The organism is Bacillus sp. L_1B0_5, assembly GCF_000836715.1.
Lineage (GTDB): Bacteria > Bacillota > Bacilli > Bacillales > Bacillaceae_G > Bacillus_A > Bacillus_A thuringiensis_S.
The window spans coordinates 1-26,914 of sequence record NZ_JXIS01000117.1 but is presented as its reverse complement, the minus strand read 5'-3'; the positions used below and the strand labels follow the sequence as shown (position 1 = coordinate 26,914).

The window sequence follows — 26,914 nt, the reverse complement described above, 5'->3', positions numbered from 1 at the left end:
ACTTCCCCTCAAAAAAAGTCTAGATGGTTATAGTATAACCATCTAGACCCTATTCTTACTTCTCTTCTTTCAAGCTTAATTTCAAGTTTAACTCTTCAAGCTGTGCTTCTGCAACTGGGCTTGGAGCTTCTGTTAATAAGCAGCTTGCGCTTGCTGTTTTCGGGAATGCAATTGTATCACGAAGGTTCGTACGGCCTGCAAGTAACATAACAAGACGATCTAAACCTAATGCGATTCCGCCGTGTGGTGGTGTACCGTATTCGAATGCTTCTAATAAGAACCCGAATTGCTCTTGCGCTTCTTCTTGTGAGAATCCAAGTGCTTTGAACATTTTTTCTTGTACGTCACGCTCGTAAATACGAAGTGATCCACCACCAAGCTCATAACCGTTTAATACAAGGTCATATGCTTGTGCACGCGCTTTTTCTGGCGCTGTTTCTAATAGCTCAACGTCTTCACGGAATGGCATTGTGAATGGATGATGAGCTGCGAAGTAACGATCTGCATCTTCATCGTACTCAAGAAGTGGCCAATCAGTTACCCATAGGAAGTTAAATTTACTTTCATCAATTAACTCAAGCTCTTTACCTAGACGTAAACGAAGTGCGCCTAAGCTATCTGCAACAATGCTCTTCTTATCTGCTACGAATAGTAATAAGTCGCCAGCAGTAGCTTCTAATGTACTCATTAACACGTTTGCATCTTCTTCACCAAAGAATTTCGCAATCGGTCCTTTTAAGCCGTCTTCTTCAACTTTAAGCCAAGCTAGACCTTTTGCACCGTATACTTTCACGAATTCAGTTAATGCATCGATGTCTTTACGAGAGTATTTACTTGCAGCACCTTTTGCATTAATTGCTTTTACTTGTCCGCCGCTTTCTACAGCACTTGTAAACACTTTAAAGCCACAACCTGCTGCAAACTCAGATAAGTCTGTTAGTTCCATTTCAAAGCGTGTATCTGGCTTATCAGAACCGTAACGAGCCATTGCATCAGCATATTTCATACGAGGGAATGGTGCACTAACTTCTACACCTTTTGCATCCTTCATAACTTTCGTCATCATACGCTCCATCATTTCTAAAATCTCATCTTGTGTTAAGAATGAAGCTTCAATATCGATTTGCGTGAATTCTGGTTGACGATCTGCACGTAAATCTTCGTCACGGAAACAACGTGCTACTTGATAGTAACGCTCAAATCCGCCGACCATAAGAAGCTGTTTAAATAACTGTGGTGACTGTGGTAATGCATAGAATTCACCATCATGTACACGACTTGGTACTAAATAGTCACGAGCTCCTTCTGGTGTGCTCTTCGTTAAAATTGGTGTTTCAACTTCTAAAAACTCTTCTGTATCTAAGAAGTTACGAATTGTTTTTGTTACGTCATGACGCATTTTGAATGTGTTGAACATTACAGGTCGACGTAAGTCTAAATAACGATATTTTAAACGCACATCTTCTGATGCATCTGTATCATCAGCAATAATAATTGGCGTTGTTTTCGCTGCGTTTAATACATTTACTTTCGTTGCTTGTACTTCAATACGACCAGTTGCCATATTGTCATTAATTGCGCCTTCACCACGTTCAACAACTGTACCTTCTATGTGTAATACGTATTCGCTACGAATTGTTTCTGCTACTTCTAACGCTTCTTTTGATGTTTCTGGGTTAAATACAACTTGTACGATACCTGTACGGTCACGTAAATCGATAAAGATTAATCCACCTAAGTCACGGCGTTTTTGTACCCAACCTTTTAATTGAACTGTTTGTCCAACAGCTTCTACTGTTACTTTTCCACATGCATGTGTTCTTTCAGCCACTGTAAGTTCCCCCTATATTAATTTCTCTGCTACGTATGAAGCAAATACATCTAACGCTACTTCTTCTTGTTCACCTGTTGCCATATCTTTTAAGTTAATGATGCCTTTATCTAGCTCATCTTCTCCTAATACAGCTACAAATTTCGCCTTTAGACGATCTGCTGATTTAAATTGTGCTTTCATTTTGCGATCTAAATAATCTTTTTCAACTGATAACCCAGCTTTACGAAGATCGAACGCAACTTTTGCAGCATGGTCTTTCGCTTTTTCACCAAGCGCTACAACGTAACAATCAATGCTATGTTCAAGTGGTAATTCAATGTTTTCAGCTTTTAGCGCCATAATTAAACGTTCAATACTCATTGCAAAACCGATACCTGGCATTTCTGGTCCACCGATTTCTTGTACAAGTCCGTTATAACGGCCACCACCGCTTAATGTAGTGATCGCACCGAAACCTTCTGCCTCACTCATAATTTCAAAAACAGTGTGTTGGTAGTAGTCTAAACCACGCACTAAGTTCGGATCTTTTTCAAATGGAACATCCATCATCGTTAATAGTTCTTGAACTTTGTCGTAGTATACTGCTGAATCTTCGTTTAAGTATTCTGTAATAGATGGTGCTGTTGCCATTAATTCATGGTTACGGTCCTTCTTACAGTCTAAAATTCGAAGTGGGTTCTTTTCTAAGCGAGATTGACAGTCAGAACAGAATTCGCCGATACGTGGCTCAAAGTGTGCGATTAATGCATCACGGTGTGCTTGACGGCTCGCTGCGTCACCTAAACTGTTTAATACAACTTTAATATTTTTCAAGCCCATGCCGCGGTAAAATTCAACAGCAAGTGCAATTACTTCTGCATCAATTGCAGGGTCATTACTGCCGATTGCTTCGATACCGAATTGTACGAATTGACGATAGCGACCTGCTTGTGGTCTTTCATAACGGAACATTTGACCGATATAGTATAATTTCGTTGGTTGTGTTGCATCACCAAACATTTTATTTTCAACGTAAGAACGTACAACAGGTGCAGTACCTTCTGGACGTAATGTTAAACTGCGCTCTCCACGATCTTGGAATGAGTACATTTCTTTTTGTACGATATCTGTCGTATCACCAACACCGCGTAAAAATAGCTCAGTGTGCTCAAAAATTGGTGTACGAATTTCTTTATAATTGTAACGACGGCAAATTTCGCGTGCTTGCCCTTCGATATACTGCCATAACTCAACAGTGCCTGGAAGAATATCTTGCGTTCCGCGTGGGATTTGAATAGACATATTCAGTTCCTCCTCAAATTGTTTTAATCTTAATAAAAATAAAAAAACTCCCGCCTCTACTGTTTAAACAGTAGGGACGAGAGTATTATACCCGTGGTGCCACCCTAATTGAAGCACGTATGCTTCCACTTTTTTAATAACGCTTAAATATGCGTTCATCCCTACTAAGCATATATGCCGTTCAAGTTGAAACCTCTAGAGTGTCATTCAATCAGTCATCATGCAGAAATGTTTTCAGCCTAAGACATTCCTTCTCTTTCCATGTGTGTCTCATTTACTCTTCTCTATCAACGGTTATATTCATATGTAAATATAAAATTACTATACGTTTGTTAAGTAGGATTGTCAAGTGCTCTAAGAACGTTCAATCTGCTTCTTTAAACGCTTTACATCTTGAAGAGAAATCCCAAACTCGGAAGCAAGCTCCATTGAAGTATTGTTTTGCTCTTTTGAAATAAAATCATGAAAATTCACGTTAAATAGTTGATTTGCACCATTTGTAACAGAATGCCCTTTTTCATTCATACGCATACGTATATCCCTCACATTCAATATGGATGTTTTACTTTTTATTGTTCCATATTGATGAGAGAGTTATACATAAATGCAGAAGCTATTGATTCCAAAGAAAGTGAACCTTTAATCCGCGGGAGGCCACTGTCCACAAATAGCGGGATAAATGAACAAAACATACAACAATGTGCCAACTCCCCCACTGAGTTAAAACGTTTCAGTGAGGGCTTGAGTTAGAAATCTAGGTCTTTTCAGACAGTTTGACGCTCTAGAATTCATGCCACCTTACGGTAACACCCCAAGTATGTTTTTGGTTGGTACTGGCAATGAACTATCGTTTTCCCACTTGCACCACCCTTTTGAAAAAGAGCAGTTCTTCCTTATGGAAGAAGCCACCACTCAGATGAATCCGGCGTGTGCTACAAGCCCCGACAAGTCGAGTACACATGGATGGTTGACGCACCCACTAAGCTATGCGCGAAGCAACAGCCTTACGTTTTTGCACTTCTAATAGAATCGGCGTTTTCACTTTGAGATTGTCATCCAATTCTACAACCTTTGATTTTTGCAATGTATTCAATGCACCATTAATATCAGCATGGATACACGTTCCTGCTTTACTTTGGTACAGACCACGAGTGATTCGTTTGCCACTAAAGAGATAATGCGTCCTATCTTCCTTAGACCAAACAGGAACCGGATCCTTATTAAGAAAACTAGCTTTTGAAGTATAGCTTTCTTCTTGTTTTAAAAATCGTATACCTTCTTTTATACATTTATTCTCAATCGCTGCAATCAATTTATGAAATGGGATTTGCACAAATGTTTGATTATTCTTTTTTCCCATATCAGATTTTTGTTTCCAACCAGCGTTATACCCTACGACAACCGTATCTATGTTACATGCTTTCACTTTTTTAAACAACAGGCCTACAGTTTGTGAAATGTAACCATTTATTTGTCGTTCTCGTTTATGCCAAAGTGCAGCCATTCTATTCGTTACAACACGTTTTGAAAGTCCATTTTCTATATTTTTCAGTTGCAGATTACGCATCATTTTGTTGAAGTATTGGTTAATGGATTTTAGTTTTTTTCCATCAATTAAAAATGCATCACCTGTATTGGTTGCGCAACTTACTAATCTGTCTACACCTAAATCGCAACTCAAAGCGCTACTAGTAGTCGTGGATGGTTTCTTCATTTGAGAAACGTGCATTTCATATGTGTAATGCACCTCAAAGAACCGACCTTTTTGCTTCGGTACAATTTCAATGTAGGAGATTTTTTTATTTCTTAAGTTTTTAGGCATACGTATTTTAATGGAACCGAATTTTTTTCTGAATGCAACATTCATCGGAATCATCCAATACCCGTTATTATCCACTTTTGGAACTTGATAGATCTCAATAATTCGTTTGTCAGTTGAACGAGAATAATTCGGAAACTTAGGACGACCTGTGAAGGTTTCTTGTTTTCTCTTCCACTGTTCCAATGCTTTAAAAAAGCTTTTTACTTCTGCATATAAGGCTCTACGAATGGCCTGAACAGAGTTTGATTGAATGCCCGAGTAATTCATATCAGCTTGCATGGCAGTATCCATTTCTTTTACAGTAGCCATTTTATTATGGTTCAAATAACTTTGTTTCATTGTGTACAATCCAACATTTCGCAATGCTTTTGAACTATGTGACATGCGTTGCAGTAAGCGGAATTCTTTAGCTGTGAGGCAAGCCCGTCCGATATTCTGTTTTTGCGTGAATCGTTGCATGGTTTCTCTTTTCTTTTGTTTTCGTAATACTTTCACTGCTTTCTTTCTAGCCATTGTTTTCACCACCTTTCTTAGAGAGTTCATTAAAATTATTCATTACTTTTGACAAATCAATATTTGGAATGAAACGGAACAAAATATGAACATGTTCTTCATCGAAATTTCTTTTAGCTCAAGTAATCGAATAATGATTATTATCCAATTTCGTTGTCTTACGATATATTCCCTCCTTATCTACAACAGATTATATCGTAAGACAAAAAGAAACAAACATTCGCCATCAAAAAATTGTTATGAACGAAACAAAAAGGGTTCAACCTACCTTCTCACGGCAATTCATCTTCACCTGAATTGTTAGGCTTCACCCGTAACACAAATCAGATGAAGATGAATTGCCGAAATGTATAAAAAAGAGAGGATTATATAATCCTCTCTTTTTTATCAACACTATTTACTTTCTACAATTAAGGTCACCGGACCATCATTGATTAAAGAAACGTCCATCATTGCTCCGAACTTCCCTGTTTCCACATGCAATCCTTGTTTGCGAACTTCTTCATTAAAGAAATCGTATAAACGCTCTGCATAGTCAGGTTTCGCAGCATCCATAAAGTTTGGACGTCTTCCCTTGCGACAATCTCCGTATAATGTAAATTGCGAAATAGATAGAACTTGTCCTTCTACATCAAGTACAGAATGATTCATCTTTCCGCTCTCATCTTCAAAAATACGTAAGTTCGCAATTTTTTCTGCAATGTAAGTTGCATCTTTTTCTGTATCTTCGTGCGTAATGCCAACTAGCAATGTTAGACCGAACGGAATTTGCCCTATAATCTCACCATTTACTGTGACAGACGCTTCCTTTGATCGTTGTAAAACAACTCTCATCTTTCTACACTCCCTATTAATGCATCATGCGTCGTACTGCATAAATTTCTGGAACGCGTTTAATGCGTTCTACTACTTTTTTCAAGTGTTGTAAGTTACGAATCGAGATTGACATATTAATTGTTGCCATCTTATTACGGTCACTTCTACCAGAAACAGCTGAAATGTACGTTTTCGTCTCTGTAACAGCTTGCAGTACTTCATTTAATAAACCACGGCGATCGTAACCTGAAATTTCAATATCAACGTTATACTCAATTTCTTTTTCAGGGCTACCTTCCCACTCTACTTCTAATAATCGTTCTACAGCTTCTTCTGTATGAACATTTACACAATCACGGCGGTGAATCGATACACCTCGGCCTTTCGTAATATACCCAACGATATCATCGCCCGGAACTGGGTTACAGCATTTCGATAAACGAATTAATAAATTATCAGCACCGCTTACCTTTACACCAGAATCCCATTTTCGAATTTTCATCGGTTTACGAACTTCTTTAACTTCAACAATTTCTTCTTCTTCGCGTTGTTTGCGGAACTTGTCCGTTAGTCGCGTAACAATTTGCGAAGCTGTAATTCCGCTATACCCAACTGCTGCAAACATATCTTCTTCATTTGCAAAGTTAAATTTCTCAGCGACGCGTTTTAAGTTATCAGGCGCTAATACTTCTTTCATCTCATACTCTAGACCACGTACTTCCTTTTCAACAAGTTCACGGCCTTTTTCAATATTTTCGTCTCTACGTTGTTTCTTAAAGAATTGACGAATTTTATTTTTCGCATGAGATGTTTGAGCAAGTTTTACCCAATCTTGACTTGGGCCATATGAATGTTTCGACGTTAAAATTTCAATAATGTCGCCTGTTTTTAATTTATAATCCAGCGTCACCATTTTACCGTTTACTTTTGCACCAATTGTTTTATTCCCAATTTCCGAATGGACACGATACGAGAAATCAATCGGAACCGATCCAAGTGGTAATTCCATTACATCGCCTTTCGGTGTAAAGACGAATACCATGTCAGAGAATAAATCAATTTTTAATGACTCCATAAATTCCTCTGCATTAGAAGCTTCATTTTGCCATTCTAATATTTGACGGAACCATGTGAGTTTCTTCTCTAATGTACCTGTTGTTTCTGCTGTTTTTCCTTCTTTGTACGCCCAGTGTGCCGCGATCCCGAATTCTGCAATTTCGTGCATTTCTTTCGTACGAATTTGCACTTCAAGTGGATCACCTTTCGGTCCAATTACAGTCGTATGAAGAGATTGATATAGATTTGCTTTTGGCATTGCAATATAATCTTTAAAACGACCTGGCATCGGCTTCCAGCACGTATGAATAATTCCAAGCACCGCATAACAATCTTTAATACTATTTACAACGACACGTACAGCTAATAAATCGTAAATTTCATTGAACTGCTTATTTTGCAGTGCCATTTTACGATAAATACTATAAATATGTTTCGGTCTTCCAGAAATCTCAGGTTGAATTGCAACTTCTTTTAATTTCTCACGAATACCAGTCATTACTTCGTCTAAGTATTCTTCACGTTCTGCACGTTTACGCTTCATTAAATTTACAATACGGTAATATTGCTGTGGATTTAAATAGCGAAGTGACGTATCCTCTAGCTCCCATTTAATAGTACTAATTCCGAGTCTATGTGCTAAAGGTGCAAAGATTTCTAACGTTTCATTCGCAATGCGACGCTGCTTCTCTTGAGGCAAATGTTTCAATGTACGCATGTTATGAAGACGATCAGCTAGTTTAATTAAAATAACTCGAATATCTTGAGCCATTGCAATAAACATTTTGCGATGGTTTTCGGCTTGTTGTTGTTCATGAGATTTATATTTAATCTTCCCAAGCTTTGTAACACCATCAACAAGCATAGCAATTTCTTTGTTAAATTCCCGTTCAATATCTTCTAACGTAATCTCTGTATCTTCCACTACATCATGTAAGAAACCTGCTGATACCGTAGCTGGATCCATGTGTAAATCAACTAAAATACCTGCAACTTGAATCGGATGAATAATATACGGTTCACCCGATTTTCTATATTGTTCGCTATGCGCATCACGTGCATATTCATAGGCACGTGCCACTAGCTCAATATCTTCATCCGCTAAATATTGACTTGCTTTCTCGAGTACCTGTTCAGCTGTTAGTACCTGCTCATTTGCCATCGAATCACCTTTTATTGAAAATTGACTTTATCTTTATTTAATAGAATAAATTATATTCTATCATTATAACCCAATGATTGTGAATTGTGAAAAGGAAAAGATTTTACTGACATTTCACCATGATTTTTTGTTCAATTATACAAAAGTACCCGCTCCTCTCCAAGAGATTCACGGGTACTTTTTATCACCGTAGTTTTACCTATATAGTGATTAGTATTTTTCTAATACTAATACATCGTAACCATCTAACATTTTACGACCATCTAAGTAAGTAAGCTCTACTAAGAATGCAATCCCTGCTACAACTCCGCCTAGCTCTTCAACTAACTTAATTGTCGCTTCGATTGTTCCACCTGTAGCTAATAGATCATCTGTAATTAATACGCGTTGACCTGGCTTAATTGCATCTTTATGGATTGTTAAAACATCCGTTCCATATTCTTTACCGTAATCAACTGTAATTACTTCACGTGGTAATTTTCCTAATTTACGAACTGGCGCAAATCCTACCTCCAACGCATAAGAAACTGGGCAACCGATAATGAAACCACGAGCTTCTGGTCCTACTACAACATCGATATCTCTTTCTTTTGCGTACTCAACGATTGCATCTGTTGCTGCTTTGTATGCTTTACCGTCATTCATTAAAGGTGTAATGTCTTTAAACACAATACCTTCTTTCGGATAATCCGGTACAATTGCGATATGTTGCTTGAAATCCATATTTCTGAATCCTCCTCAGATCTAAAAGGTTTGTAAATACAAATCCTTTACCCTAACTGTTCTACTTCTTTATGATTACGAATCGTTTCAAACCATGTATATAGTTGCTGATATGTGCTATAAACCAATTCTTTTTCTAATTGTAAGTGGTTCATTTTCTCACGATATGTGTTCGATTCAATTAAATCACGCTTTTGTTTTTTGTCTGCCATAAAAATGACGCCATCTTTTATTGTAACAAATTCTAACTCAAAAAACACCTGTGTCATGAAATTTACTGTATCTTTTGACCAGCCTTTATGGCGACATAGTTGTTCTCCATATTGTCTTAAAGAAAATGGTGTTTTTTGGCTTAAGAAAGAATAGTACCATTTAAAGTGTTCTCTCGTAGGAACTGTACTAAATAGATGGTTATTTTCTTGATAAAACAGTGTATAAATTCGCGCTGGGAATCCTACTTTAAATAACTCACGTAATTCATCTGTTCCGCTTGGCAAATCGAGTAACACGATGTATTGATCATCCAAATGCGTTACTTCTGACGCATGCATAAGCTTTTCTTTATAGTCCTCTAAAGAAAATTTATTCAATACCTCTTCAGAAAAATACACCATTGTTATTTTTTCTTTCGGAAGTTCTGCTAAATTTGCTTCTGCATTACGCATACTACGCCAATCAAATAATTGCCACGCCTCTACAGCAATATCTTGTACCATTAATTGTGGCTTCTTAAAATTGTTCCATTCATTGATGGATGCTTCTCCTATTACAGATACTTTTGCAACTGGAGAGATTTCTTTCGCATATGCACCAAAACCAAATCCAATTGTATCCAGTGTTGCTTGTCCATCACGAAGAGCCATTTTTAAATGAGAGCCATCTGATCCGATTGCGCGAATACTTTCTAACTCTGCATCTTTCACTGCAATACGTGGTTTCGGATTTCCAACACCAAATGGTGCTAACTTCTGCATATCTTCAATTGCCGCTAGCGTTACATCCTCCACTTTACAAAAAACATCAACTGCTGTAATTGGAATAAAATCTTCTTCTGTTAAAATTGCATCTGCTTGTTCATTTAAGCGACGGCGTAATTCATCTACATCATTCATATGTAGCGTCATCCCAGCTGCCATCGGATGCCCTCCGAAGTGTGGCAATAACTCTCTACAATCTGATAAATTTGCAAACAAATCAAATCCTGCAATACTACGCGCTGAGCCTTTTGCTGTTTCTTTTATAGGATCAATGCATAATACAATAGTCGGACGATAAAAACGTTCAACTAATTTAGAAGCGACAATCCCAATTACACCTGGATTCCAACCTTCTTTTGCAAGTACTAATACTTTGTTTTCTTCTGGCGGAAAGTTATTTTCAACTTCAGCGATAGCCTCTTCGGTAATTTGCTTTACAATATCTTTTCGCAGTTTGTTCAGCTCATCAATTTCTTCGGCCAACTCTTTCGCTTCCTCAGGATCATCTGATAATAAAAGGTGTACAGCCGGCGTTGCATCTTCTAAACGCCCGACCGCATTAATACGCGGTGCAATTGAGAAGCCAATACTCTCTTCTGTAATTTCACTTTGCGAAACGTTAGCAACTTTAAACAATGCCTTCAAACCAATATTTTTCGTCATACGCATATGTTTTAAACCGCGTTTCACTAGCAACCTATTTTCACCATGAAGTGACACTAAATCGGCTACTGTACCGATTACTGCAATTTCTAATAAATGTTCTGGTACACGGCCTAATAGTGCATGCGCAACTTTAAACGCAACACCTACACCAGCTAAATAGTGAAACGGATATACACCGCCATCTAATTTCGGATGTATAATCGCAAGTGCTTCTGGCAATTCTGGCGGTGGCTCATGGTGATCTGTAATAATTAGATCTATTCCAAGCTCTTTCGCTACATTCGCTTCATGTACTGCTGCGATGCCAGTGTCGACAGTAATAATCAGTGAGAACCCTGCGCTATGCGCCCAACGAAACGCTTCTTCGTTCGGTCCATACCCTTCTGTAAAACGATTTGGAATGTAAAATTCTACTTCTGCACCTAATTCTTGAAGAGCAAGATATAAAACCGTCGTACTACTTACTCCGTCCGCATCGTAATCACCAAATATTAATATTTGCTCTCCATTTTGAATCGCCTTATTTACACGTTCTACCGTTCTATCCATTCCTTCTAATAAAAATGGATCATGAAATTCTTGATTTTCTGTATTTAAAAAATCTAAAATCTTATCTTCTGTATCTAGTCCTCTACCGAGGAATAATGAAACGACAAGTGGCGATAACTGTAATTTACTTGCTAATTCACTCACTCGCTCTTCATTATATTCTTTTTCTTTCCAACGCGTCTTCGGTTGTAACACGAAATCACCCCTTAACCTGTTCATTATACAAGACAGATTAAGGGGTGACAATATAATGCAAACTATGATGCAATATCTACATACTAAAATGTTAATGATGTTTAATTTGGAGAATACGGATTTATATGTACGAATACATTTTGTACATTATCTTGTTTCATAAGCATTTCTTTCACATGTTTTCCAATGCGGTGTCCTTCTTCTACAGTAATGTATGGATCTACAGACACTTTAATATCGACAATAACATAATGACCATGCTCCCGTGCATATAAAGAACCAATTTTTTTCACACCATCTACTTGAAGAACCGCTTCTCTAAGCGGAATAACATCCTCCTCATGAAGAACATGGTCAAGAGTTGCATGAATTGCTTCCGCTCCAATGCTCCATGCCATTTTTACAACAAGTAGTGAAACAACTAATCCTGCAATCGGATCAGCATATACAAGCCAGTCTATACCAAGCTTACCACCTAGTATAGCTGCACAAATACCGATTAAAGCTGCAATTGAAGAAAATACATCCGAACGGTGCTCATATGCATTTGCAATAATTGCATCACTATTTACCCTTTTCCCTAATCGGAATTTATATTGAAACATTCCTTCTTTCACGACGATTGAAAGAACAACAGCAAAAATCGTAATTCCTTTCGGCGGTTCTAGTTCTTGCGAAAAAGCTTTTATAGATGAAATCGCGATTTCAAGTCCCACAATAAATAATAATACCGCAACAATAATCGCTGAAATCGATTCCGCTTTACCATGACCATACGGATGATCTTCATCAGGTGGCTGCTTTGCCGCTCGCAATCCAAAAAGTACAGCTAGCGAACCAATTACATCTGATGCAGAATGCACCGCATCTGCTAACAGTGCTTTACTGTTCCCAATATAACCAATTACCGCCTTTACAATTGCTAATATAATATTACCAACGATCCCGACAATAGCACCAAACTCGGCCTGTTTAAAACGTTCATCTTTTTCCATAATTAAAATCCCTTCTTTTCTTAACCTATCTTTTTATTTTAACAAAAACAGCGATAACACCACCACTTTCTTCCATCTTCTTCCCATCAAAAAGTTGCTATCTTATTGTATCCACAAACGAAAAAAGAGATGCCTCATAAAGAGACATCATCTTTTCTATACTTGCGGTTCAGATTCTACTTTCTCAACCTTCTTCTTGTTTTTACCTCTTTTCAAACGACGGTTTTCAAGCATTAACCAAATTTGAGAGGCAACGAAAACAGAAGAGTACGTACCTACAATTAATCCAACAAGTAACGCAAACGAGAAGTTACGTAGTGACTCACTACCGAAGATAAGCAGTGCAATTACTGGGAATAACACTGTTAATACGGTGTTAATCGAGCGACCAAGCGTTTGGCGAATACTTGCATTTACGATTTCTTCTAGGTCTTTTATATCGCGCACTCGTTTTTTCTGTTTGTATAATTCACGGTTTCTATCAAATGTAACAATCGAGTCATTAATAGAATAACCGATGATTGTTAACACCGCAGCGATAAACGTTAAGTCTACCTCTAATTGGAAAATACTAAACATAACAACCATAACGAATGCGTCATGTAATAATGCAAGTACTGCAGATAACGCATACGTAAATCGGAAACGAATACTTACGTATAAAATGATAACCGCAGAAGCAATTAATACTGCGATAAATGCATTTCGTGCAATTTCTTTCCCAATTGTCGGCGAAACTGTGCTTATATTTGGATCTGTACCATATTTGTCGTGGAAGAATGTTTTTGTCTTCGCAATCTCATCTTTTGATAGGACGCCTAATGTACGAACTGCGAAACCTTTATTGTCATCCCCGGTCGGTACAATATTTTCTTCCTTCACATCAATGTTCAACTCTTTAAAATCTTTATGAACATCAGCAACAGTGACTGCTTGTTTTGATTGCAAGTCGATACGTGTACCACTTGCAAAATCAATACCAAGATTCAATTTGAAAATTGGTAGGATAATTGCACCCGCAATTACAACTACAATCGAGAAGATAAGGAATTTATGACCAATATTTACGAAGTTAATACGATCAAATCTCGTTGGCGGATGTACTACACCTTTTGTTAATGGAATAATATCCTTTTGTTTCACACCAAAATACCCTGGTTTTTTATCGAAGTTACGGCTCTTTACAAGTAAACCTAGTAAGAAACGAGTACCGAATACGTTCGTAATGAAACCGACTAAAATACTTACGATTAAACTTGTTGCGAATCCTTTTACAGAGCTATTACCATAAACGAATAACACACCAGCTGCTGCAAGAGTCGTAACGTTTGCATCTAGAATTGTTGCTAAGGAACGATGGTTACCAGCTCGGAATGCCGACATCATTGACTTACCAATTTTCAGCTCTTCTTTCAGTCTCTCGTACGTAATAATATTCGCATCAACTGCGATACCTACTCCGAGCACTAACGCCGCAATACCTGGCAACGTAAGAACAGCATGCATCCAGTTAAAGACAAGTAATGTAACGAAAATGTATAAACCTAACATAATAACCGCTACAAGTCCTGGTAAACGGTAGAATACAAGCATAAATAAGAAGATAAGAGCGATACCAATCGCACTAGCGAAAATCGTTTGCTCTAACGCTTGTTGACCAAATTTCGCTCCAACAGATGTTGAATACATTTCTTTTAAATCAACAGGAAGTGCACCTGCATTTAATAAAGATGAAAGTTGTTTCGCACTTTCAACTGTGAAGTTTCCACCTACGATAGATACTTCAGCTTGGTTAAATACTTGGCTTACTGTTGCCGCTGATAAGAACTTCGGATTCGGTTTTGCAGATTCTGCTTTATACGAATCTTTTCCTTCTTCAAAGTCAAGCCAAATTACCATTAAATTCGTTGGTGGTGGCATTTTAGAAATTTTTTCAGTTACTGCACGGAATTTTTCAGCGCTTTTCAGTGTAAGACCTACGCTCGCACGGCCTTGCTCATCAAATGTTTGCTTCGCTCCGCCGCCTTTTAAATCCGTTCCATCCATAAGAAGGTTATCATCCACATCACGGAATGTTAATTTCGCTTGTGTTGATAACATTTCACGTGCTTTTTGCTGATCTTGTACACCAGCAAGCTGTACACGAATTCGATCTTGCCCTTCGATTTGAATGTTCGGCTCACTTACACCGAGAACATTGACACGATTTTCAAGAGCACCTACTGTACTTACAAGTACGTCTCGATCGATTTTATCACCTTTTTTGGCTGGTTTTACTTCATACAGAATTTCAAAACCACCGCGAAGGTCTAGTCCTAGACTAATTCCTTTTGCTATGTCTTTTCCTGCCGCACCAATTACTCCACCGATTAATAAGACGATGAGGAAAAAGGCGGCAATTCTCGTACCACGCTTTGCCATATGTACCCTCTTTCTGCTACTAACACTTTCAATAAATCTTTTACGATTCACTGCTATACGTGTGCATACGCCTAGTTAGTAGACTTCCTTTCTATAATTTTTGCTAGTTCATCACTAGCTGTATAGGTAAGCTTTTACACTACCTACACTTTCATCATTTATTTTCCTCTTCACGACCTCCTTTATATATAATCTTAGACACAATTATTTCCTCTTTATCAATACATATCATTATACTGCAAAAGGAAGAACAAACCAATTGCAGTCGGTTATTTATTTTCGTACTCATCAAATGACCAAAGCGGTGCTTGATAAGCTTCAACAGTTAAATATGTCATATATTCATTAGTACTTACTGTTAATACGTCATTAACTAATTCATACAATCTAACATCGCTGTCTATCTTCTTCCACTTTTTCACTTTAAGAAACTTCCAAATGTCATCATCTGTCACTCGGTCGTAACCGAACATTTGAAACTCCTCTACTTTACTTTCTAAAACGACTTGTAACTGTCCGCGGTATGATTCTACCAAAGCCTCTCTATCTAACATCTATAACATCTCCTTCTTATTTCAGCACGAAAAAGTCGCTTTAATCCCGCTCTAATGGACAGCAATAACTACTTTCAAGAGCACTATCATACTTCACTCTCTTAAATGCTTGTCATTCTTGTCTCGTACGTGCATATAAATTATTGTAAATCATTCCATTGATTTTGAGAAGGTAGGAGAAGAACATGACGAGACAAAGCTTTTTAAAAGGTGCATTTATTTTAATGATAGCCGGCTTTATTACAAAAATACTCGGCTTTATCAACCGCATAGTAATGGCACGTATTTTAGGAGAAGAAGGCGTTGGTCTTTACATGATGGCCGTTCCTACATTCATTTTAGCAATTACATTGACACAAATTGGTCTTCCTGTCGCAATCGCAAAATTTGTAGCAGAAGCGGAAGCTGTGAACGATAAACAAAGAGTTAAAAAAATATTAACCGTATCACTAGCTGTTACATCCGTTATTAGTATCATTTTAACAATCGGAATTATGTTCCTCACACCTATTTTAGCAAAAACATTATTAACCGACGAAAGAACGTACTATCCATTAATGGCCATTTTGCCCGTTGTTCCCGTTATTGCTGTTTCTTCTGTTTTGCGTGGTTACTTTCAAGGGAAACAAAACATGAAACCTAGCGCTTATGCGCAAGTTCTAGAACAAGTCGTCCGCATTACCATTATCGCTATATGCATTCAATTATTTTTACCTTACGGCATAGAATACGCTGCAGCCGGCGCTATGTTATCAGCTGTTCTCGGTGAAGTTGCATCCTTATTATTTTTACTCACGTTATTTCAGCGAGAAAAACATTTATCAATACGCTCTGGATTTTTCACTACTGTAAAGGAAAGCAAAGGGACATTTTATTCTCTGATGGATATTGCCCTTCCAACTACAGGAAGTCGTTTAATCGGCTCCGTTTCATATTTTTTTGAACCTATTGTCGTTATGCAAAGCTTAGCAATCGCTGGTGTCGCTGCTTCTGTTGCAACCCAGCAATACGGTATATTAAACGGTTATGCATTCCCGCTTCTATCACTACCCGCCTTTATTACATACGCTCTTTCTACAGCGCTCGTTCCTTCTATTAGTGAAGCAATGGCAAAAAGACAACATAAATTAGTGGAGCACCGTTTACAACAAGCACTTCGAATTTCATTAATTACCGGCGGATGGTCTGTCGTTATATTATACGTATTCGCTTCTCCTATTTTAACTCTTATGTACGGATCAGACAGCGCAACAGCATTCATTCAACTTCTTGCGCCTTGCTTTTTATTTCATTATTTCCAAAGTCCACTTACCTCTGTTTTGCAAGCTTTAAACTTAGCAAGAGCTGCAATGATGAATACATTTATTGGCGCCATCGTGAAATTAATCGTTATTTTTGTACTAGCCTCAAGGCCAGAATTTCAAATGATGGGAGTTGCACTTGCTATCGCTGCAAATATTGTAACAGTAACATTTCTTCACTACGCTACTGTTTTAAAAAAGATTACATTTACCATTTACGCAAAAGACTATATTTTCGGCGGACTTGCCATCGGTATCGCAGGCGCCTTCGGTTTTTATCTTCATAAATATATTATTTTCTCTCATTCCCTTGGCATACAAACATTATGGGAAATCACTTTAACAACAATTGTTTATATCGTACTTCTCTTCACTTTCAAACTCATTCGAAAAGAAGAGTTAAGTCGTCTCCCTATCATTCGTAAACTTTCATTTTTGAAATAAGTTGAAACTTTAATCAGTGGGGTAATCTCCACTGATTATTAGTTAAACCAATCATTCTTACTCTTTCAAAGGATAAATCTCTAATTTTCTTTTACATCAACAAAAAATTGTCCGTTTTGAAAACTACAGTATAAAATTTGTGTTACATCGTTATAACCTAAGTTTTTTAATTTCTCAATAAGCCATTCATCTGTATGTTCAATCATTTGTAAATGACTAGATTGAATTTCTCCATCAATAATAAGAGGAAGAGTAAACTGCAATGCATCTTGTTTATTTTTTTGTTTTTGAAAGACAGATAACTTCCCAGACGGTTCCAAAATAGCATATTCTACATCCCGAATATCCCCAACTCCTTGTTCCCTTAATTGCATCATTAAATCATCTATATTATAACGTTGCTTTCTCATCTTCTTTTCATCAATCTTTCCCGCGTTCACAAGAATAGCCGGCTCACCTTCTATTAAATGCCGAAAGCGTTGATACTTTAGGGAAATGACTGACAAAATAATTTGGATGCACATAAGAAAAGTCATCGGAACTAATTGATGCCAAAGTGATTTATCTGTATTTTCAATTGCTACTACGGCCATTTCTCCAAGCATAATAAATACGACTAAATCTAATACACTTAGCTCTCCTATCTCACGTTTACCCATAAGACGAAAAATAATTAAGATGATGATATACAAAAGCATTGTTCGTCCAATTATTGATATCCATTCCATTTCTACATCTCCTTTTTTACGTATAGACTCCCCTATAAAAAAGAAACTAGTCTAACTTAGACAAAAGGAAAATATGCTTGTATTAAAAAGGGGGAATGTATAAATGGATGGAACGAAAAAATTATCCACTGCAATCGGCTTCGGTATTATTACACTATTAATTCTCGCATCTCTTACTAGCATGATTATGGCTCTTTTATTAAAGTTTACGAATATAAGCGAAGGGACATTAGCCGTTACTATTTTTATACTCGCTCTTTTATCTATGCTTATGTCTGGTTTTATCGCTGGCAAAAAAGCGCAGGGGAAAGGGTGGCTAGTAGGTCTCACAACAGGTCTCACATTCACTATACTCGTTTTTCTAGTTAACTATTTAGGCTTTTCTCAAACTTTATCGAACTCACAATTACTTTATCAATTAGCATTAATGGGAGCGAGTACACTCGGTGGTATTTTCGGTGTAAATATGTCAAAGCAAAGTAACTAAAAAAGGCCCTGCACATTTCATGCAGGGCCTTCCACATTAGTTTTTCACAACTTCACGAATCGCATTGCGATCGAAAGTTAAGTGTGAACCACCAGATTTAATAACAATTTTCGTCTCATCTACTGATTCGATTGTACCGTGTAAGCCACCAATTGTTATGATAGCATCACCTTTTGCTAATTCGTTTTGCATTTGAGCAACTGCTTTTTGACGCTTTTGTTGCGGGCGAATTAATAAGAAATAGAAAATCGCAAACATCGCAACAATCATAACGATATTCATCATACCTGCATTCATCTTTTGTTCCTCCTTTTAAATTATGTATTAGAAGTTTTTAGCATTCGGTTTATTAAAGCCATACTGTTCAAAGAACTCTTCGCGGAAATCGCCAAGACGGTCTTCACGAATAGCTTGTCTCACCTGCTCCATTAAGTTTAACAGAAAATGAAGGTTGTGATAAGACGTTAAACGAATTCCGAACGTTTCATCACATTTCATTAAGTGACGGATGTACGCACGAGAGTAATTTTTACATGTGTAGCAATCACAGTTTGGATCAAGCGGACCGAAGTCTCTTGCGAATTTCGCATTTTTCACAACGAGGCGACCTTCACTTGTCATACATGTACCATTTCGAGCGATACGAGTTGGAAGTACGCAGTCAAACATATCAATACCACGAATTGCGCCATCGATTAACGAGTCAGGAGAACCTACACCCATTAAGTAACGAGGCTTATTATCTGGAAGAAGTGGTGTTGTAAACTCAAGCACACGGTTCATAATATCTTTCGGTTCACCAACAGATAAACCACCTACAGCGTAACCAGGGAAGTCCATTGAAACAAGGTCTTTAGCACTTTGACGACGAAGCTCTTCGTACTCCCCGCCCTGTACAATACCGAATAAACCTTGATCTTGCGGACGTTCATGCGCTTTTAAGCAACGTTCTGCCCAGCGGCTTGTACGCTCTACAGATTTCTTCATATATTCAAAAGTAGCCGGGAATGGTGGACACTCATCAAATGCCATCATAATATCTGAACCTAATGCATTTTGGATTTCCATCGCTTTTTCTGGTGATAAGAATAATTTATCTCCATTTAAGTGATTACGGAAGTGAACGCCTTCTTCTTCAATACGACGGAAGTCACTTAAACTGAATACTTGGAAACCACCAGAGTCTGTTAAGATTGCACGATCCCAGTTCATAAATTTATGCAAGCCGCCTGCTTCACGAATAATTTCATGACCTGGACGTAGCCATAAATGATACGTATTACTTAAAATAATGCCAGAATCCATTGCTTTTAATTCTTCTGGTGACATTGTCTTAACTGTCGCAAGTGTACCAACTGGCATAAATGTTGGTGTATCAAATGAACCGTGCGGTGTATGCACACGACCTAAACGGGCACCCGTTTGTTTACATGTCTTAATAAATTCATAACGAATTGCTGTCATAACTTACTCCTTTTATTTGTTTCTCATTTTAGCGTGAGATGCAACGAACATTGCATCACCGAAGCTAAAGAAACGATATTTTTCTTTTACTGCTTCATTATAAGCATGAAGTACATTATCTCTATTTGCAAATGCACTTACAAGCATGATTAATGTTGATTTCGGCAAGTGGAAGTTTGTAATTAAACCATCAATTGCTTTAAATTCATATCCCGGATACATGAAAATATCTGTCCATCCAGAAGCGGCGCAAAGCTTACCGTCATGATCTGTTGCAATTGTTTCTAACGTACGAGTTGATGTCGTACCTACAGTAATAATACGTCCACCATTCTCTTTCACACGATTTAATAATGCAGCTGTCTCTTCAGACATATGGTAATATTCTGCGTGCATATGGTGTTCTTCAATCGTGTCTGCAGAAACTGGTCTAAATGTTCCAAGTCCTACGTGAAGGGTAATGAATGCTAACTGAACGCCTTTTTGCTTTAACTTCTCAAGTAACTCTTCTGTAAAGTGAAGTCCCGCAGTCGGCGCTGCCGCTGAACCGATTTCTTTCGCATATACTGTTTGATAGCGATCGCGATCTTCTAGCGTCTCTTTAATATATGGAGGAAGTGGCATTTCCCCAAGTTCATCTAAAATTTCATAGAAGATGCCATCATATGAAAATTCAAGCTGACGTCCACCTTGATCTGCAGTTCCTGTGCAAGTTGCTTTTAATTTCCCTTCGCCAAAAGAGATAACAGTTCCTTCTTTTACACGTTTCGCTGGCTTTACAAGCGTTTCCCACTTATCGCCTTCTTCTTGTTTTAAAAGAAGTACTTCAATGTGCGCGCCTGTATCTTCTTTCACACCATGCAAACGAGCAGGCATAACTTTCGTTTCATTTAAAACTAAGCAATCCCCCTCATGTAAGTAAGAAAGAATGTCCGTAAAATGTTTATGCTCAATATCACCTGTTTCACGGTCTAACACCATTAATCTTGATGTTTCACGATCTTCTAACGGGACTTGCGCAATAAGTTCTTCTGGTAAATGAAAATCAAACAGATTTATATCCATAGCTATATCCACCTATTTCTTATTTAAATCGATTTATTATATACATAATAAAAGATAATACAATACTTAACACAATACATGTAATGATAGGAAAATAAAAGGTAACGTTTCCTTTTTTCACAAAAATATCGCCTGGAAGCCTTCCAATGAACTTCCAAGCTAATCCAACAACGATGAGCAAGATTCCCGCTGTAATAAGTAATTTGGGCATCTCCGTCATGCTTTTGGTATCTCCATTCCGAAATGTTCATACGCAAGCGGCGTTACAATTCGGCCCCGTGGCGTTCGTTGTAAAAAGCCAATTTGTAATAAATACGGCTCATACACATCTTCAATTGTATGAGATTCTTCTCCAATTGTTGCTGAAACCGTTTCTAACCCAACTGGACCACCACGGAATTTCTCAATAATACCAAGCAGTAATTTATGATCAATATGATCTAGACCTAATTTATCTACTTGCAGTAGCTCTAATGCCATTTGCGTAATTTCCATCGTAACCGTTCCGTTACCACGAACTTGTGCGAAATCACGTACACGTCTTAAAAGACGATTCGCAATACGAGGTGTACCACGAGCACGTCTTGCAATTTCTAATGCAGCTAACGAATCGATTTCAACTTCAAATACTTCTGCTGTACGTTCAACAATCGCAGAGAGCTGATCTACTGTGTAGTACTCTAACCTTGAAAGTACACCGAAGCGGTCACGAAGCGGTGCCGATAATGCTCCAGCACGTGTCGTTGCTCCAACTAATGTAAATGGCGGTAAATCTAGGCGTACAGAACGTGCTGAAGGCCCTTTTCCAATTACGATATCAAGACAAAAGTCTTCCATCGCAGGGTACAATACTTCTTCAATTGATCTATGCAAACGATGAATTTCATCAATAAATAATACATCCCCTGGCTGAAGCGCTGTTAATACAGCAGCTAAATCTCCTGGTCTTTCAATTGCCGGACCTGAAGTTGTTCTAACATTAACGCCCATCTCATTTGCAATAATATTCGCAAGCGTCGTTTTACCAAGACCTGGTGGTCCATATAAAAGCACGTGATCTAACGTTTCTTCACGCATTTTCGCCGCTTCAATAAATACTTCTAAATTATGTTTCGCTTTATCTTGGCCAATATACTGACGGAGCGTCTGTGGCCGTAATGAATATTCTAAATCCGAATCTTCATATGCAGATTCCCCTGAAAGGAGACGTTCGTCCATTATACTCACCTCTTACCATTTAGTAAAAGACTAAGTGCCTTTTTAATATACTGATCCGTCGTTAATGATTCTTTTAATAACTCTGGTACAACGCGAGAAACCTCGCGTTCTGCGTATCCAAGTGCGCGCAGAGCTTCCAGTGCCTCATCAAGCTCCGCTGATGAACCTTTCTTCTCATCAAAACGTTCTGTATCTGAGAATAAATCAACAAATGCATCTGGTACGACATCTGCTAGTTTTCCTTTTAAATCTAAAATCATTTGGCGTGCTGTTTTCTTTCCGACGCCTGGGAATTTCACTAAAAACTTCTCATCTTCATGCTCAATCGCTTGAACGACCTGTCCTGTTTGACCAGAAGCTAAAATTGCAAGAGCGCCTTTTGGCCCAATGCCGGACACGCCTAACAACTTTGTAAATAATAAACGCTCTTCACGTGTTTTAAACCCGTAAAGTGCCATAATATCTTCTCTCACATAATGATATGTATAGACACGGATTTCTTGCTTACTTCTTTGAAATACATACGGATTCGGTGTGAAAATTTGATAACCAATTCCATTATGATCAATTACGACATATTCCGGCCCTACATGCTCCACGTAACCTGTAACATATTCAAACAAAATACGATCTCTCCCTCTTAAATCATGTATTCCATTTTAACATATTTAATGATAGAAAAGCGAGACTGCCCCAACAAATGTTCTCCACTTGAAACTTCTGTTATTTTCCATTGACAGAAAGTTTAAAGCACCTTAATATACAGAAGTCGATAATGATTATCAATACTAATTAAAGGGGTTACATCAGGATGAAACGTAAACTATTTATTTTATTTACTATTATGCTTGTTGTTCTTTCTATCGTTGGATGTTCTTCTCAAAAAGAAGAATCGAAAGTAAAAGAACAACCGAAAACAAAAGTTGTAAAACATGCTAAAGGTGAAGCTACAATTCCAGTAAATCCAAAGAGAATTGTTGACTTATCTGGATCAACAGAAGAACTATTACTTCTTGGACACAAACCTGTTGGTACAGCAAATACATATAAAGATAAAATCCAAAATCATTTAACAGACAAGTTAGATGGAGTAAAAGCAGTTGGTTGGTACTGGGCACCTAAAGTTGATTTAGAAGCTGTTACTGCTTTAAAACCAGACTTAATTATTTTAAACAACCGTCAATTAAAAATTTATGATCAACTAGAAAAAGTTGCACCTACAGTTGTTCTAGAAACAAACTTAGAAGACTGGCGTGGTAAGTTTAAAGAAGTAGGTAAGCTATTTGACGAAGAGAAGAAAGCAGACAAATGGATTGCAGACTACGATAAGAAAGCAGACTCTTTATCTAAAAAAATTAAAGAGAAAACAAAAGATGAGAACTTTATGTTCGTTGCAGTTACACCGCAAAACTTCCGTGTATACGGCAGCTTCGGATACGGTGACATCATCTTTAACGACTTAAAACTTCCTGCAACAAAAGGTACGGATTTAAAACAAACAATGGCGCAAGTATCACTAGAAGGCCTAGTTGCATTCCAGCCTGACCAAATGTTTATTGTAAACTTTGGCGGCGAAGCTGATAAAGTTTACGAAGACTACAAAAATAGTGCTGTTTGGAAAGACAATAAAGCGGTTAAGAACAATCACGTATATGAAGTATCAAATGAAGTCTTCAATACGAAAGCATTCAATCCAATTGGAAAAGATATGCTAATTGATGAAATCGCAAAAGAAATTTTAGCTAAGAATAAATAAGAAAAAAGCAGCTCACCATGAGCTGCTTTTTTTCTTATTTTGCACTGCGTATTGTTTCATTTTTTCAATCGTCTTCACAAAACCTTCTTTTGATTTGATACGAATACCACGTTTCAATTTCGCACGCTCATAACTCTCAAGCTTTTTCATATCAATTTGAAAGAAAGAATGGATCGCATTATCACTTTTCGGCACACCTTTGAAAATTTGTAATATCCCTTCCTCTGAAACACCAAAATATCCACTTGTTTTCAATAACGGAGAAATATCATCAACTTTCTTTTGCAATACAATTTGTACATCATCACGATCAACAAGTTGCCATTCTTTATATTGCTGTAAAAACTTTTCTAAATACGCCACTTTTTCTGTAAGTATTTCTTCGCTTACTTCGCCATCAACATACATACGCTCTAATAAAATTGTAACCTCAGGTTCTTTTTCCGTTACTTCTGGTACTGGCCCTTCCGCCTTCGCATTCGTTCCATAAACGAAACAAAACATCATAACGAAAGCTTGCATCGCAATCAGTATCCATTTCATTTCCGTTCACCTCTTTTAGGCAAGATCATACTTTCATTAGTAGTTTTTCCGGAAATGGGGGTTTTATCCATATTACATTTCTTTCGAAAAATAAAAAATGCAGATAAGGGTTTACCTCATCTGCATGTATCATTCACTTTTATACAAAATGAAAGACGCCTGCAAAGCAGGCGTCTTGATGCGTTTACGGCGAGAGACCAGGCGACCACATTCGCGTGTTTAGCACTTAAGCATATCTCTCGTCTTACGTAAATTAGCTCATCGCTTGGTTAATATAACATTAATAAAGTGTAAGTGCAACATGTTTATAAAAATATTTTATTTCCTTTGTTATCCAAACGAACGATATGTAAATTATAAATTGATAAAAGTAACATATATGTTACAATTAATGTAACAGCGAAATCATCATAAAACAGGAGATGGATATTATGAAAAAAATAAAGGATGAACGTCTCATTCTGAAAACATTAAAAAACATACGTATTGCCTTTCTTTTTCAATCGCTTGGTATAATTGGCATTTTAGGTTATATCGGATTCACTGAAGGAATGGACCAAATTACGAAATCTCCATTATGGCTATTATTTATTCTTACAAGTATCGTCCTTAGTTATTTACAGTTAAGTGTTTCAATTGATGTAGAAGAAAGTGAAAAGGAAATAAAGTTAACTCCTTATTATAAACTTGTCTTCCGCTCCCTTATTGTAGGAATTGTTATGGCTATTATTTATATTATTTTCAGTCCAGAAAGACCTCTGTTTGAAGCTATTTTAACAGGTAGTATTCTTTTCATATGCTTTTTAGTTTCTTACTCCGTTAGTTATTTTATTAAAAAACGTCGTTTACAAGACAACGATGAATAAAGAGGAAGGGCTATCCCTTCCTCTTTTATTTCGCTATCGTACTGTACCAGTTAAACCGTAACGAATGTCTCGGAACATATTCACTATGTCACGATTAAAATCGTTTGTAACTGTACCGTTACGTAGACGAGTACTCATTGCATCGACACGAGTAAACATATCATTTCTTACAGAAACATATACGTTTCTGTTTCCAACTTCATTTGCAACAGCTTGACGAACTTCATTTGCAAGCGCTGTTTCATTCGATACTGGATTACGTGGTTTTACCGCAATCGCTACATCGTTTCCATATACAACTGTAGACACACGGTCTACGTTATTCATACGTTTCACACGATTTGTAATTCTTTCTGCTGTTTTACCATCATTGTTAATGTATGAATTGTTCATTGTAATATTACGTGTTGGATGTGGATTAGCAATTTGTCCATTGTAATTTACATCGCGGTAATAATTATTATATCCTGTATCGTTACGACCATTTCTATATGTTACATAATCTGTATAACGATCATTACGCGTTACATTATCACGATACTGGTGTGTATCATTATAAGATGTACGCTCGTAATTGTAGTTACGTCCATCCATTGCATTGTTATCTTTTGGTGTACCACATGCAGCTAATGCACTGGTAACTAACAAAGAAGCAGCAATTACTTTTACTTTCGTATTCAATACAAAAACCCCCTCTGTTAGAATGAGCTTCTCTACTGAAAAGCTCCCTCTTATGATGAGTAACAGAGAAGGTTTTTACACTGTTAATATTTCACTGGGAATTTTCTAGCACTTCATAAAAAAACTTCATTTTCTTAATTAACACGCATGCAAAAAAGGCGGGAATACTCCCGCCTTTTTAAACTTCTTCTTCGTCCTCTTCTTCTGAAACGGGCTCTCCAAATACATTTGGTGGATCTGGTTGATAATACATCGTTCCTGGCTGCGGTGCATATGCAGACTGAGTTGGTTGATAATATAAAGGATTCGCATATTGCGGACCACCTGGTTGTGGACTATATAGTCTACTTTCTCCTCCACATCCACAATCTTCCTCACCCTGCACAAGCGGCGGCATATTATTATCCATTGGCATCATATTCGGATTTGGCATAGACGTATATTGTGGTCCAAACGGCGCTCCTTGCTGATATGGCATTTGATATGGATTTGGTTGTTGATAATACGGATTCGGCGGCATCATGGGCTGTTGATACGACATTTGATATGGCATCATATTCGGTGGTTGATTGTTATCCATGATTGGCATCATATTCGGCATTTGATTGTTATCCATCATCGGCATCATATTCGGCATTTGATTGTTATCCATTATCGGCATTATATTCGGTGGTTGGTTGTTATCCATGATTGGCATCATATTCGGCATTTGATTATTATCCATGATTGGCATCATATTTGGCATTTGATTATTATCCATGATTGGCATTATATTCGGCATTTGATTGTTATCCATC

Annotated in this window: 25 protein-coding genes, 1 pseudogene and 1 other annotated feature; of the genes and pseudogenes, 4 read left to right on the top strand and 22 right to left on the bottom strand. The window is 37.4% G+C overall.

Annotation, left to right across the window (positions count from 1 at the left end):
- Positions 1 to 55 precede the first annotated feature (55 nt).
- From aspS to RT27_RS28090, 12 genes are all read right to left on the bottom strand, one after another.
- The gene (gene aspS / locus RT27_RS28140; protein WP_029443349.1) at positions 56 to 1,831 is read right to left on the bottom strand and encodes an aspartate--tRNA ligase; all 1,776 of its coding nucleotides are present in this window, start codon (positions 1,829 to 1,831) and stop codon (positions 56 to 58) included.
- Positions 1,832 to 1,843: 12 nt separating this feature from the next.
- Positions 1,844 to 3,115, bottom strand: coding sequence for a histidine--tRNA ligase (hisS, locus tag RT27_RS28135; RefSeq protein WP_000027079.1), 1,272 nt, complete (start codon positions 3,113 to 3,115; stop codon positions 1,844 to 1,846).
- Positions 3,116 to 3,184: 69 nt separating this feature from the next.
- Positions 3,185 to 3,415: a binding site (T-box leader), on the bottom strand.
- 54 nt (positions 3,416 to 3,469) lie between these two features.
- Positions 3,470 to 3,646 (bottom strand): hypothetical protein, encoded by a 177-nt coding sequence (locus RT27_RS35460; protein ID WP_001242605.1) that lies wholly within the window; start codon positions 3,644 to 3,646, stop codon positions 3,470 to 3,472.
- A 448-nt stretch (positions 3,647 to 4,094) separates the two neighbouring features.
- Positions 4,095 to 5,450 carry an RNA-guided endonuclease TnpB family protein gene (locus RT27_RS28125; protein WP_043938431.1) on the bottom strand — a complete coding sequence of 452 codons (1,356 nt, stop codon included), beginning with the start codon at positions 5,448 to 5,450 and terminating at the stop codon, positions 4,095 to 4,097.
- Complete coding sequence (locus tag RT27_RS34970; protein ID WP_157671263.1) at positions 5,443 to 5,532, bottom strand: hypothetical protein; 90 nt, start codon at positions 5,530 to 5,532, stop codon at positions 5,443 to 5,445. Before RT27_RS34970 ends, RT27_RS28125 begins: the two co-directional genes overlap by 8 nt.
- A gap of 311 nt (positions 5,533 to 5,843) precedes the next feature.
- Positions 5,844 to 6,284, bottom strand: coding sequence for a D-tyrosyl-tRNA(Tyr) deacylase (locus RT27_RS28120; RefSeq protein WP_043938430.1), 441 nt, complete (start codon positions 6,282 to 6,284; stop codon positions 5,844 to 5,846).
- A 16-nt stretch (positions 6,285 to 6,300) separates the two neighbouring features.
- Complete coding sequence (gene relA, locus RT27_RS28115; RefSeq protein WP_016080208.1) at positions 6,301 to 8,484, bottom strand: GTP diphosphokinase; 2,184 nt, start codon at positions 8,482 to 8,484, stop codon at positions 6,301 to 6,303.
- A 210-nt stretch (positions 8,485 to 8,694) separates the two neighbouring features.
- Positions 8,695 to 9,207 (bottom strand): adenine phosphoribosyltransferase, encoded by a 513-nt coding sequence (locus RT27_RS28110; protein WP_000346217.1) that lies wholly within the window; start codon positions 9,205 to 9,207, stop codon positions 8,695 to 8,697.
- 47 nt (positions 9,208 to 9,254) lie between these two features.
- Positions 9,255 to 11,594 carry a single-stranded-DNA-specific exonuclease RecJ gene (recJ, locus tag RT27_RS28105; RefSeq protein ID WP_029443352.1) on the bottom strand — a complete coding sequence of 780 codons (2,340 nt, stop codon included), beginning with the start codon at positions 11,592 to 11,594 and terminating at the stop codon, positions 9,255 to 9,257.
- A gap of 101 nt (positions 11,595 to 11,695) precedes the next feature.
- Positions 11,696 to 12,589: a cation diffusion facilitator family transporter gene (locus tag RT27_RS28100; protein WP_016080206.1), complete on the bottom strand. Its 894-nt coding sequence runs from the start codon at positions 12,587 to 12,589 to the stop codon at positions 11,696 to 11,698.
- Between the two features lie 156 nt (positions 12,590 to 12,745).
- Positions 12,746 to 15,010, bottom strand: coding sequence for a protein translocase subunit SecDF (secDF, locus tag RT27_RS28095; RefSeq protein WP_016080205.1), 2,265 nt, complete (start codon positions 15,008 to 15,010; stop codon positions 12,746 to 12,748).
- Positions 15,011 to 15,279: 269 nt separating this feature from the next.
- A complete protein-coding gene (locus RT27_RS28090) occupies positions 15,280 to 15,564 on the bottom strand; it encodes a post-transcriptional regulator (RefSeq protein ID WP_000886979.1) in 285 nt (94 codons plus the stop codon).
- Between the two features lie 185 nt (positions 15,565 to 15,749).
- Between RT27_RS28090 and spoVB the strand changes: the two genes are divergently transcribed.
- Positions 15,750 to 17,309: a stage V sporulation protein B gene (gene spoVB / locus RT27_RS28085; protein WP_029443353.1), complete on the top strand. Its 1,560-nt coding sequence runs from the start codon at positions 15,750 to 15,752 to the stop codon at positions 17,307 to 17,309.
- 80 nt (positions 17,310 to 17,389) lie between these two features.
- On the opposite strand, the gene RT27_RS28080 is transcribed toward spoVB, so the two are convergent.
- Positions 17,390 to 18,037, bottom strand: a complete 648-nt coding sequence (locus RT27_RS28080) for a DUF421 domain-containing protein (RefSeq protein WP_016080203.1) — start codon at positions 18,035 to 18,037, stop codon at positions 17,390 to 17,392.
- 103 nt (positions 18,038 to 18,140) lie between these two features.
- Between RT27_RS28080 and RT27_RS28075 the strand changes: the two genes are divergently transcribed.
- Positions 18,141 to 18,524 (top strand): TIGR04086 family membrane protein, encoded by a 384-nt coding sequence (locus tag RT27_RS28075; protein WP_043938429.1) that lies wholly within the window; start codon positions 18,141 to 18,143, stop codon positions 18,522 to 18,524.
- A 36-nt stretch (positions 18,525 to 18,560) separates the two neighbouring features.
- On the opposite strand, the gene yajC is transcribed toward RT27_RS28075, so the two are convergent.
- The 6 genes from yajC to ruvA are packed head-to-tail and all read right to left on the bottom strand — an operon-like array spanning position 18,561 to position 22,894.
- Positions 18,561 to 18,821, bottom strand: coding sequence for a preprotein translocase subunit YajC (gene yajC, locus RT27_RS28070; protein ID WP_016080201.1), 261 nt, complete (start codon positions 18,819 to 18,821; stop codon positions 18,561 to 18,563).
- Between the two features lie 27 nt (positions 18,822 to 18,848).
- On the bottom strand, positions 18,849 to 19,988 hold the full coding sequence (gene tgt / locus RT27_RS28065) for a tRNA guanosine(34) transglycosylase Tgt (protein ID WP_000125365.1): 1,140 nt from the start codon (positions 19,986 to 19,988) through the stop codon (positions 18,849 to 18,851).
- Positions 19,989 to 20,000: 12 nt separating this feature from the next.
- The gene (gene queA / locus RT27_RS28060) at positions 20,001 to 21,053 is read right to left on the bottom strand and encodes a tRNA preQ1(34) S-adenosylmethionine ribosyltransferase-isomerase QueA (protein ID WP_000354014.1); all 1,053 of its coding nucleotides are present in this window, start codon (positions 21,051 to 21,053) and stop codon (positions 20,001 to 20,003) included.
- A gap of 19 nt (positions 21,054 to 21,072) precedes the next feature.
- Complete coding sequence (locus RT27_RS28055; RefSeq protein WP_000138162.1) at positions 21,073 to 21,273, bottom strand: DUF2905 domain-containing protein; 201 nt, start codon at positions 21,271 to 21,273, stop codon at positions 21,073 to 21,075.
- Positions 21,270 to 22,271 carry a Holliday junction branch migration DNA helicase RuvB gene (gene ruvB, locus RT27_RS28050; RefSeq protein ID WP_029443355.1) on the bottom strand — a complete coding sequence of 334 codons (1,002 nt, stop codon included), beginning with the start codon at positions 22,269 to 22,271 and terminating at the stop codon, positions 21,270 to 21,272. Before ruvB ends, RT27_RS28055 begins: the two co-directional genes overlap by 4 nt.
- A gap of 5 nt (positions 22,272 to 22,276) precedes the next feature.
- A complete protein-coding gene (gene ruvA / locus RT27_RS28045; RefSeq protein WP_016080199.1) occupies positions 22,277 to 22,894 on the bottom strand; it encodes a Holliday junction DNA helicase RuvA in 618 nt (205 codons plus the stop codon).
- 188 nt (positions 22,895 to 23,082) lie between these two features.
- On the opposite strand from ruvA, the gene RT27_RS28040 reads away from it, so the two are divergent.
- Complete coding sequence (locus tag RT27_RS28040) at positions 23,083 to 24,027, top strand: iron-hydroxamate ABC transporter substrate-binding protein (protein WP_029443356.1); 945 nt, start codon at positions 23,083 to 23,085, stop codon at positions 24,025 to 24,027.
- Positions 24,028 to 24,039: 12 nt separating this feature from the next.
- On the opposite strand, the gene RT27_RS28035 is transcribed toward RT27_RS28040, so the two are convergent.
- A complete protein-coding gene (locus RT27_RS28035; protein WP_029443357.1) occupies positions 24,040 to 24,570 on the bottom strand; it encodes a BofC C-terminal domain-containing protein in 531 nt (176 codons plus the stop codon).
- A 431-nt stretch (positions 24,571 to 25,001) separates the two neighbouring features.
- Here RT27_RS28035 and RT27_RS28030 point away from each other — a divergent pair, with 431 nt between their 5' ends.
- The gene (locus tag RT27_RS28030) at positions 25,002 to 25,436 is read left to right on the top strand and encodes a hypothetical protein (protein WP_023523099.1); all 435 of its coding nucleotides are present in this window, start codon (positions 25,002 to 25,004) and stop codon (positions 25,434 to 25,436) included.
- Positions 25,437 to 25,469: 33 nt separating this feature from the next.
- On the opposite strand, the gene RT27_RS28025 is transcribed toward RT27_RS28030, so the two are convergent.
- Positions 25,470 to 26,117 (bottom strand): YhcN/YlaJ family sporulation lipoprotein, encoded by a 648-nt coding sequence (locus RT27_RS28025; RefSeq protein WP_016080194.1) that lies wholly within the window; start codon positions 26,115 to 26,117, stop codon positions 25,470 to 25,472.
- Between the two features lie 178 nt (positions 26,118 to 26,295).
- Positions 26,296 to 26,914: pseudogene (gene exsA / locus RT27_RS28020) on the bottom strand (spore coat assembly protein ExsA); the annotation flags it as partial.

What these genes read in the sequence shown, in the direction of transcription:
- ruvB (WP_029443355.1), bottom strand. Translation starts at nt 22,271, where the DNA reads ATGGACGAACGTCTCCTTTCAGGGGAATCTGCATATGAAGATTCGGAT.
- RT27_RS28040 (WP_029443356.1), top strand. Translation starts at nt 23,083, where the DNA reads ATGAAACGTAAACTATTTATTTTATTTACTATTATGCTTGTTGTTCTT.
- RT27_RS28100 (WP_016080206.1), bottom strand. Translation starts at nt 12,589, where the DNA reads ATGGAAAAAGATGAACGTTTTAAACAGGCCGAGTTTGGTGCTATTGTC.
- RT27_RS28120 (WP_043938430.1), bottom strand. Translation starts at nt 6,284, where the DNA reads ATGAGAGTTGTTTTACAACGATCAAAGGAAGCGTCTGTCACAGTAAAT.
- secDF (WP_016080205.1), bottom strand. Translation starts at nt 15,010, where the DNA reads ATGGCAAAGCGTGGTACGAGAATTGCCGCCTTTTTCCTCATCGTCTTA.
- relA (WP_016080208.1), bottom strand. Translation starts at nt 8,484, where the DNA reads ATGGCAAATGAGCAGGTACTAACAGCTGAACAGGTACTCGAGAAAGCA.
- RT27_RS28030 (WP_023523099.1), top strand. Translation starts at nt 25,002, where the DNA reads ATGAAAAAAATAAAGGATGAACGTCTCATTCTGAAAACATTAAAAAAC.
- RT27_RS28075 (WP_043938429.1), top strand. Translation starts at nt 18,141, where the DNA reads ATGGATGGAACGAAAAAATTATCCACTGCAATCGGCTTCGGTATTATT.
- queA (WP_000354014.1), bottom strand. Translation starts at nt 21,053, where the DNA reads ATGGATATAAATCTGTTTGATTTTCATTTACCAGAAGAACTTATTGCG.
- hisS (WP_000027079.1), bottom strand. Translation starts at nt 3,115, where the DNA reads ATGTCTATTCAAATCCCACGCGGAACGCAAGATATTCTTCCAGGCACT.
- yajC (WP_016080201.1), bottom strand. Translation starts at nt 18,821, where the DNA reads ATGAATGCAGGTATGATGAATATCGTTATGATTGTTGCGATGTTTGCG.
- RT27_RS28055 (WP_000138162.1), bottom strand. Translation starts at nt 21,273, where the DNA reads ATGACGGAGATGCCCAAATTACTTATTACAGCGGGAATCTTGCTCATC.
- RT27_RS28080 (WP_016080203.1), bottom strand. Translation starts at nt 18,037, where the DNA reads ATGGAATGGATATCAATAATTGGACGAACAATGCTTTTGTATATCATC.
- tgt (WP_000125365.1), bottom strand. Translation starts at nt 19,988, where the DNA reads ATGACAGCAATTCGTTATGAATTTATTAAGACATGTAAACAAACGGGT.
- RT27_RS28090 (WP_000886979.1), bottom strand. Translation starts at nt 15,564, where the DNA reads ATGTTAGATAGAGAGGCTTTGGTAGAATCATACCGCGGACAGTTACAA.
- RT27_RS35460 (WP_001242605.1), bottom strand. Translation starts at nt 3,646, where the DNA reads ATGCGTATGAATGAAAAAGGGCATTCTGTTACAAATGGTGCAAATCAA.
- RT27_RS28125 (WP_043938431.1), bottom strand. Translation starts at nt 5,450, where the DNA reads ATGGCTAGAAAGAAAGCAGTGAAAGTATTACGAAAACAAAAGAAAAGA.
- RT27_RS28035 (WP_029443357.1), bottom strand. Translation starts at nt 24,570, where the DNA reads ATGAAATGGATACTGATTGCGATGCAAGCTTTCGTTATGATGTTTTGT.
- RT27_RS28110 (WP_000346217.1), bottom strand. Translation starts at nt 9,207, where the DNA reads ATGGATTTCAAGCAACATATCGCAATTGTACCGGATTATCCGAAAGAA.
- spoVB (WP_029443353.1), top strand. Translation starts at nt 15,750, where the DNA reads ATGACGAGACAAAGCTTTTTAAAAGGTGCATTTATTTTAATGATAGCC.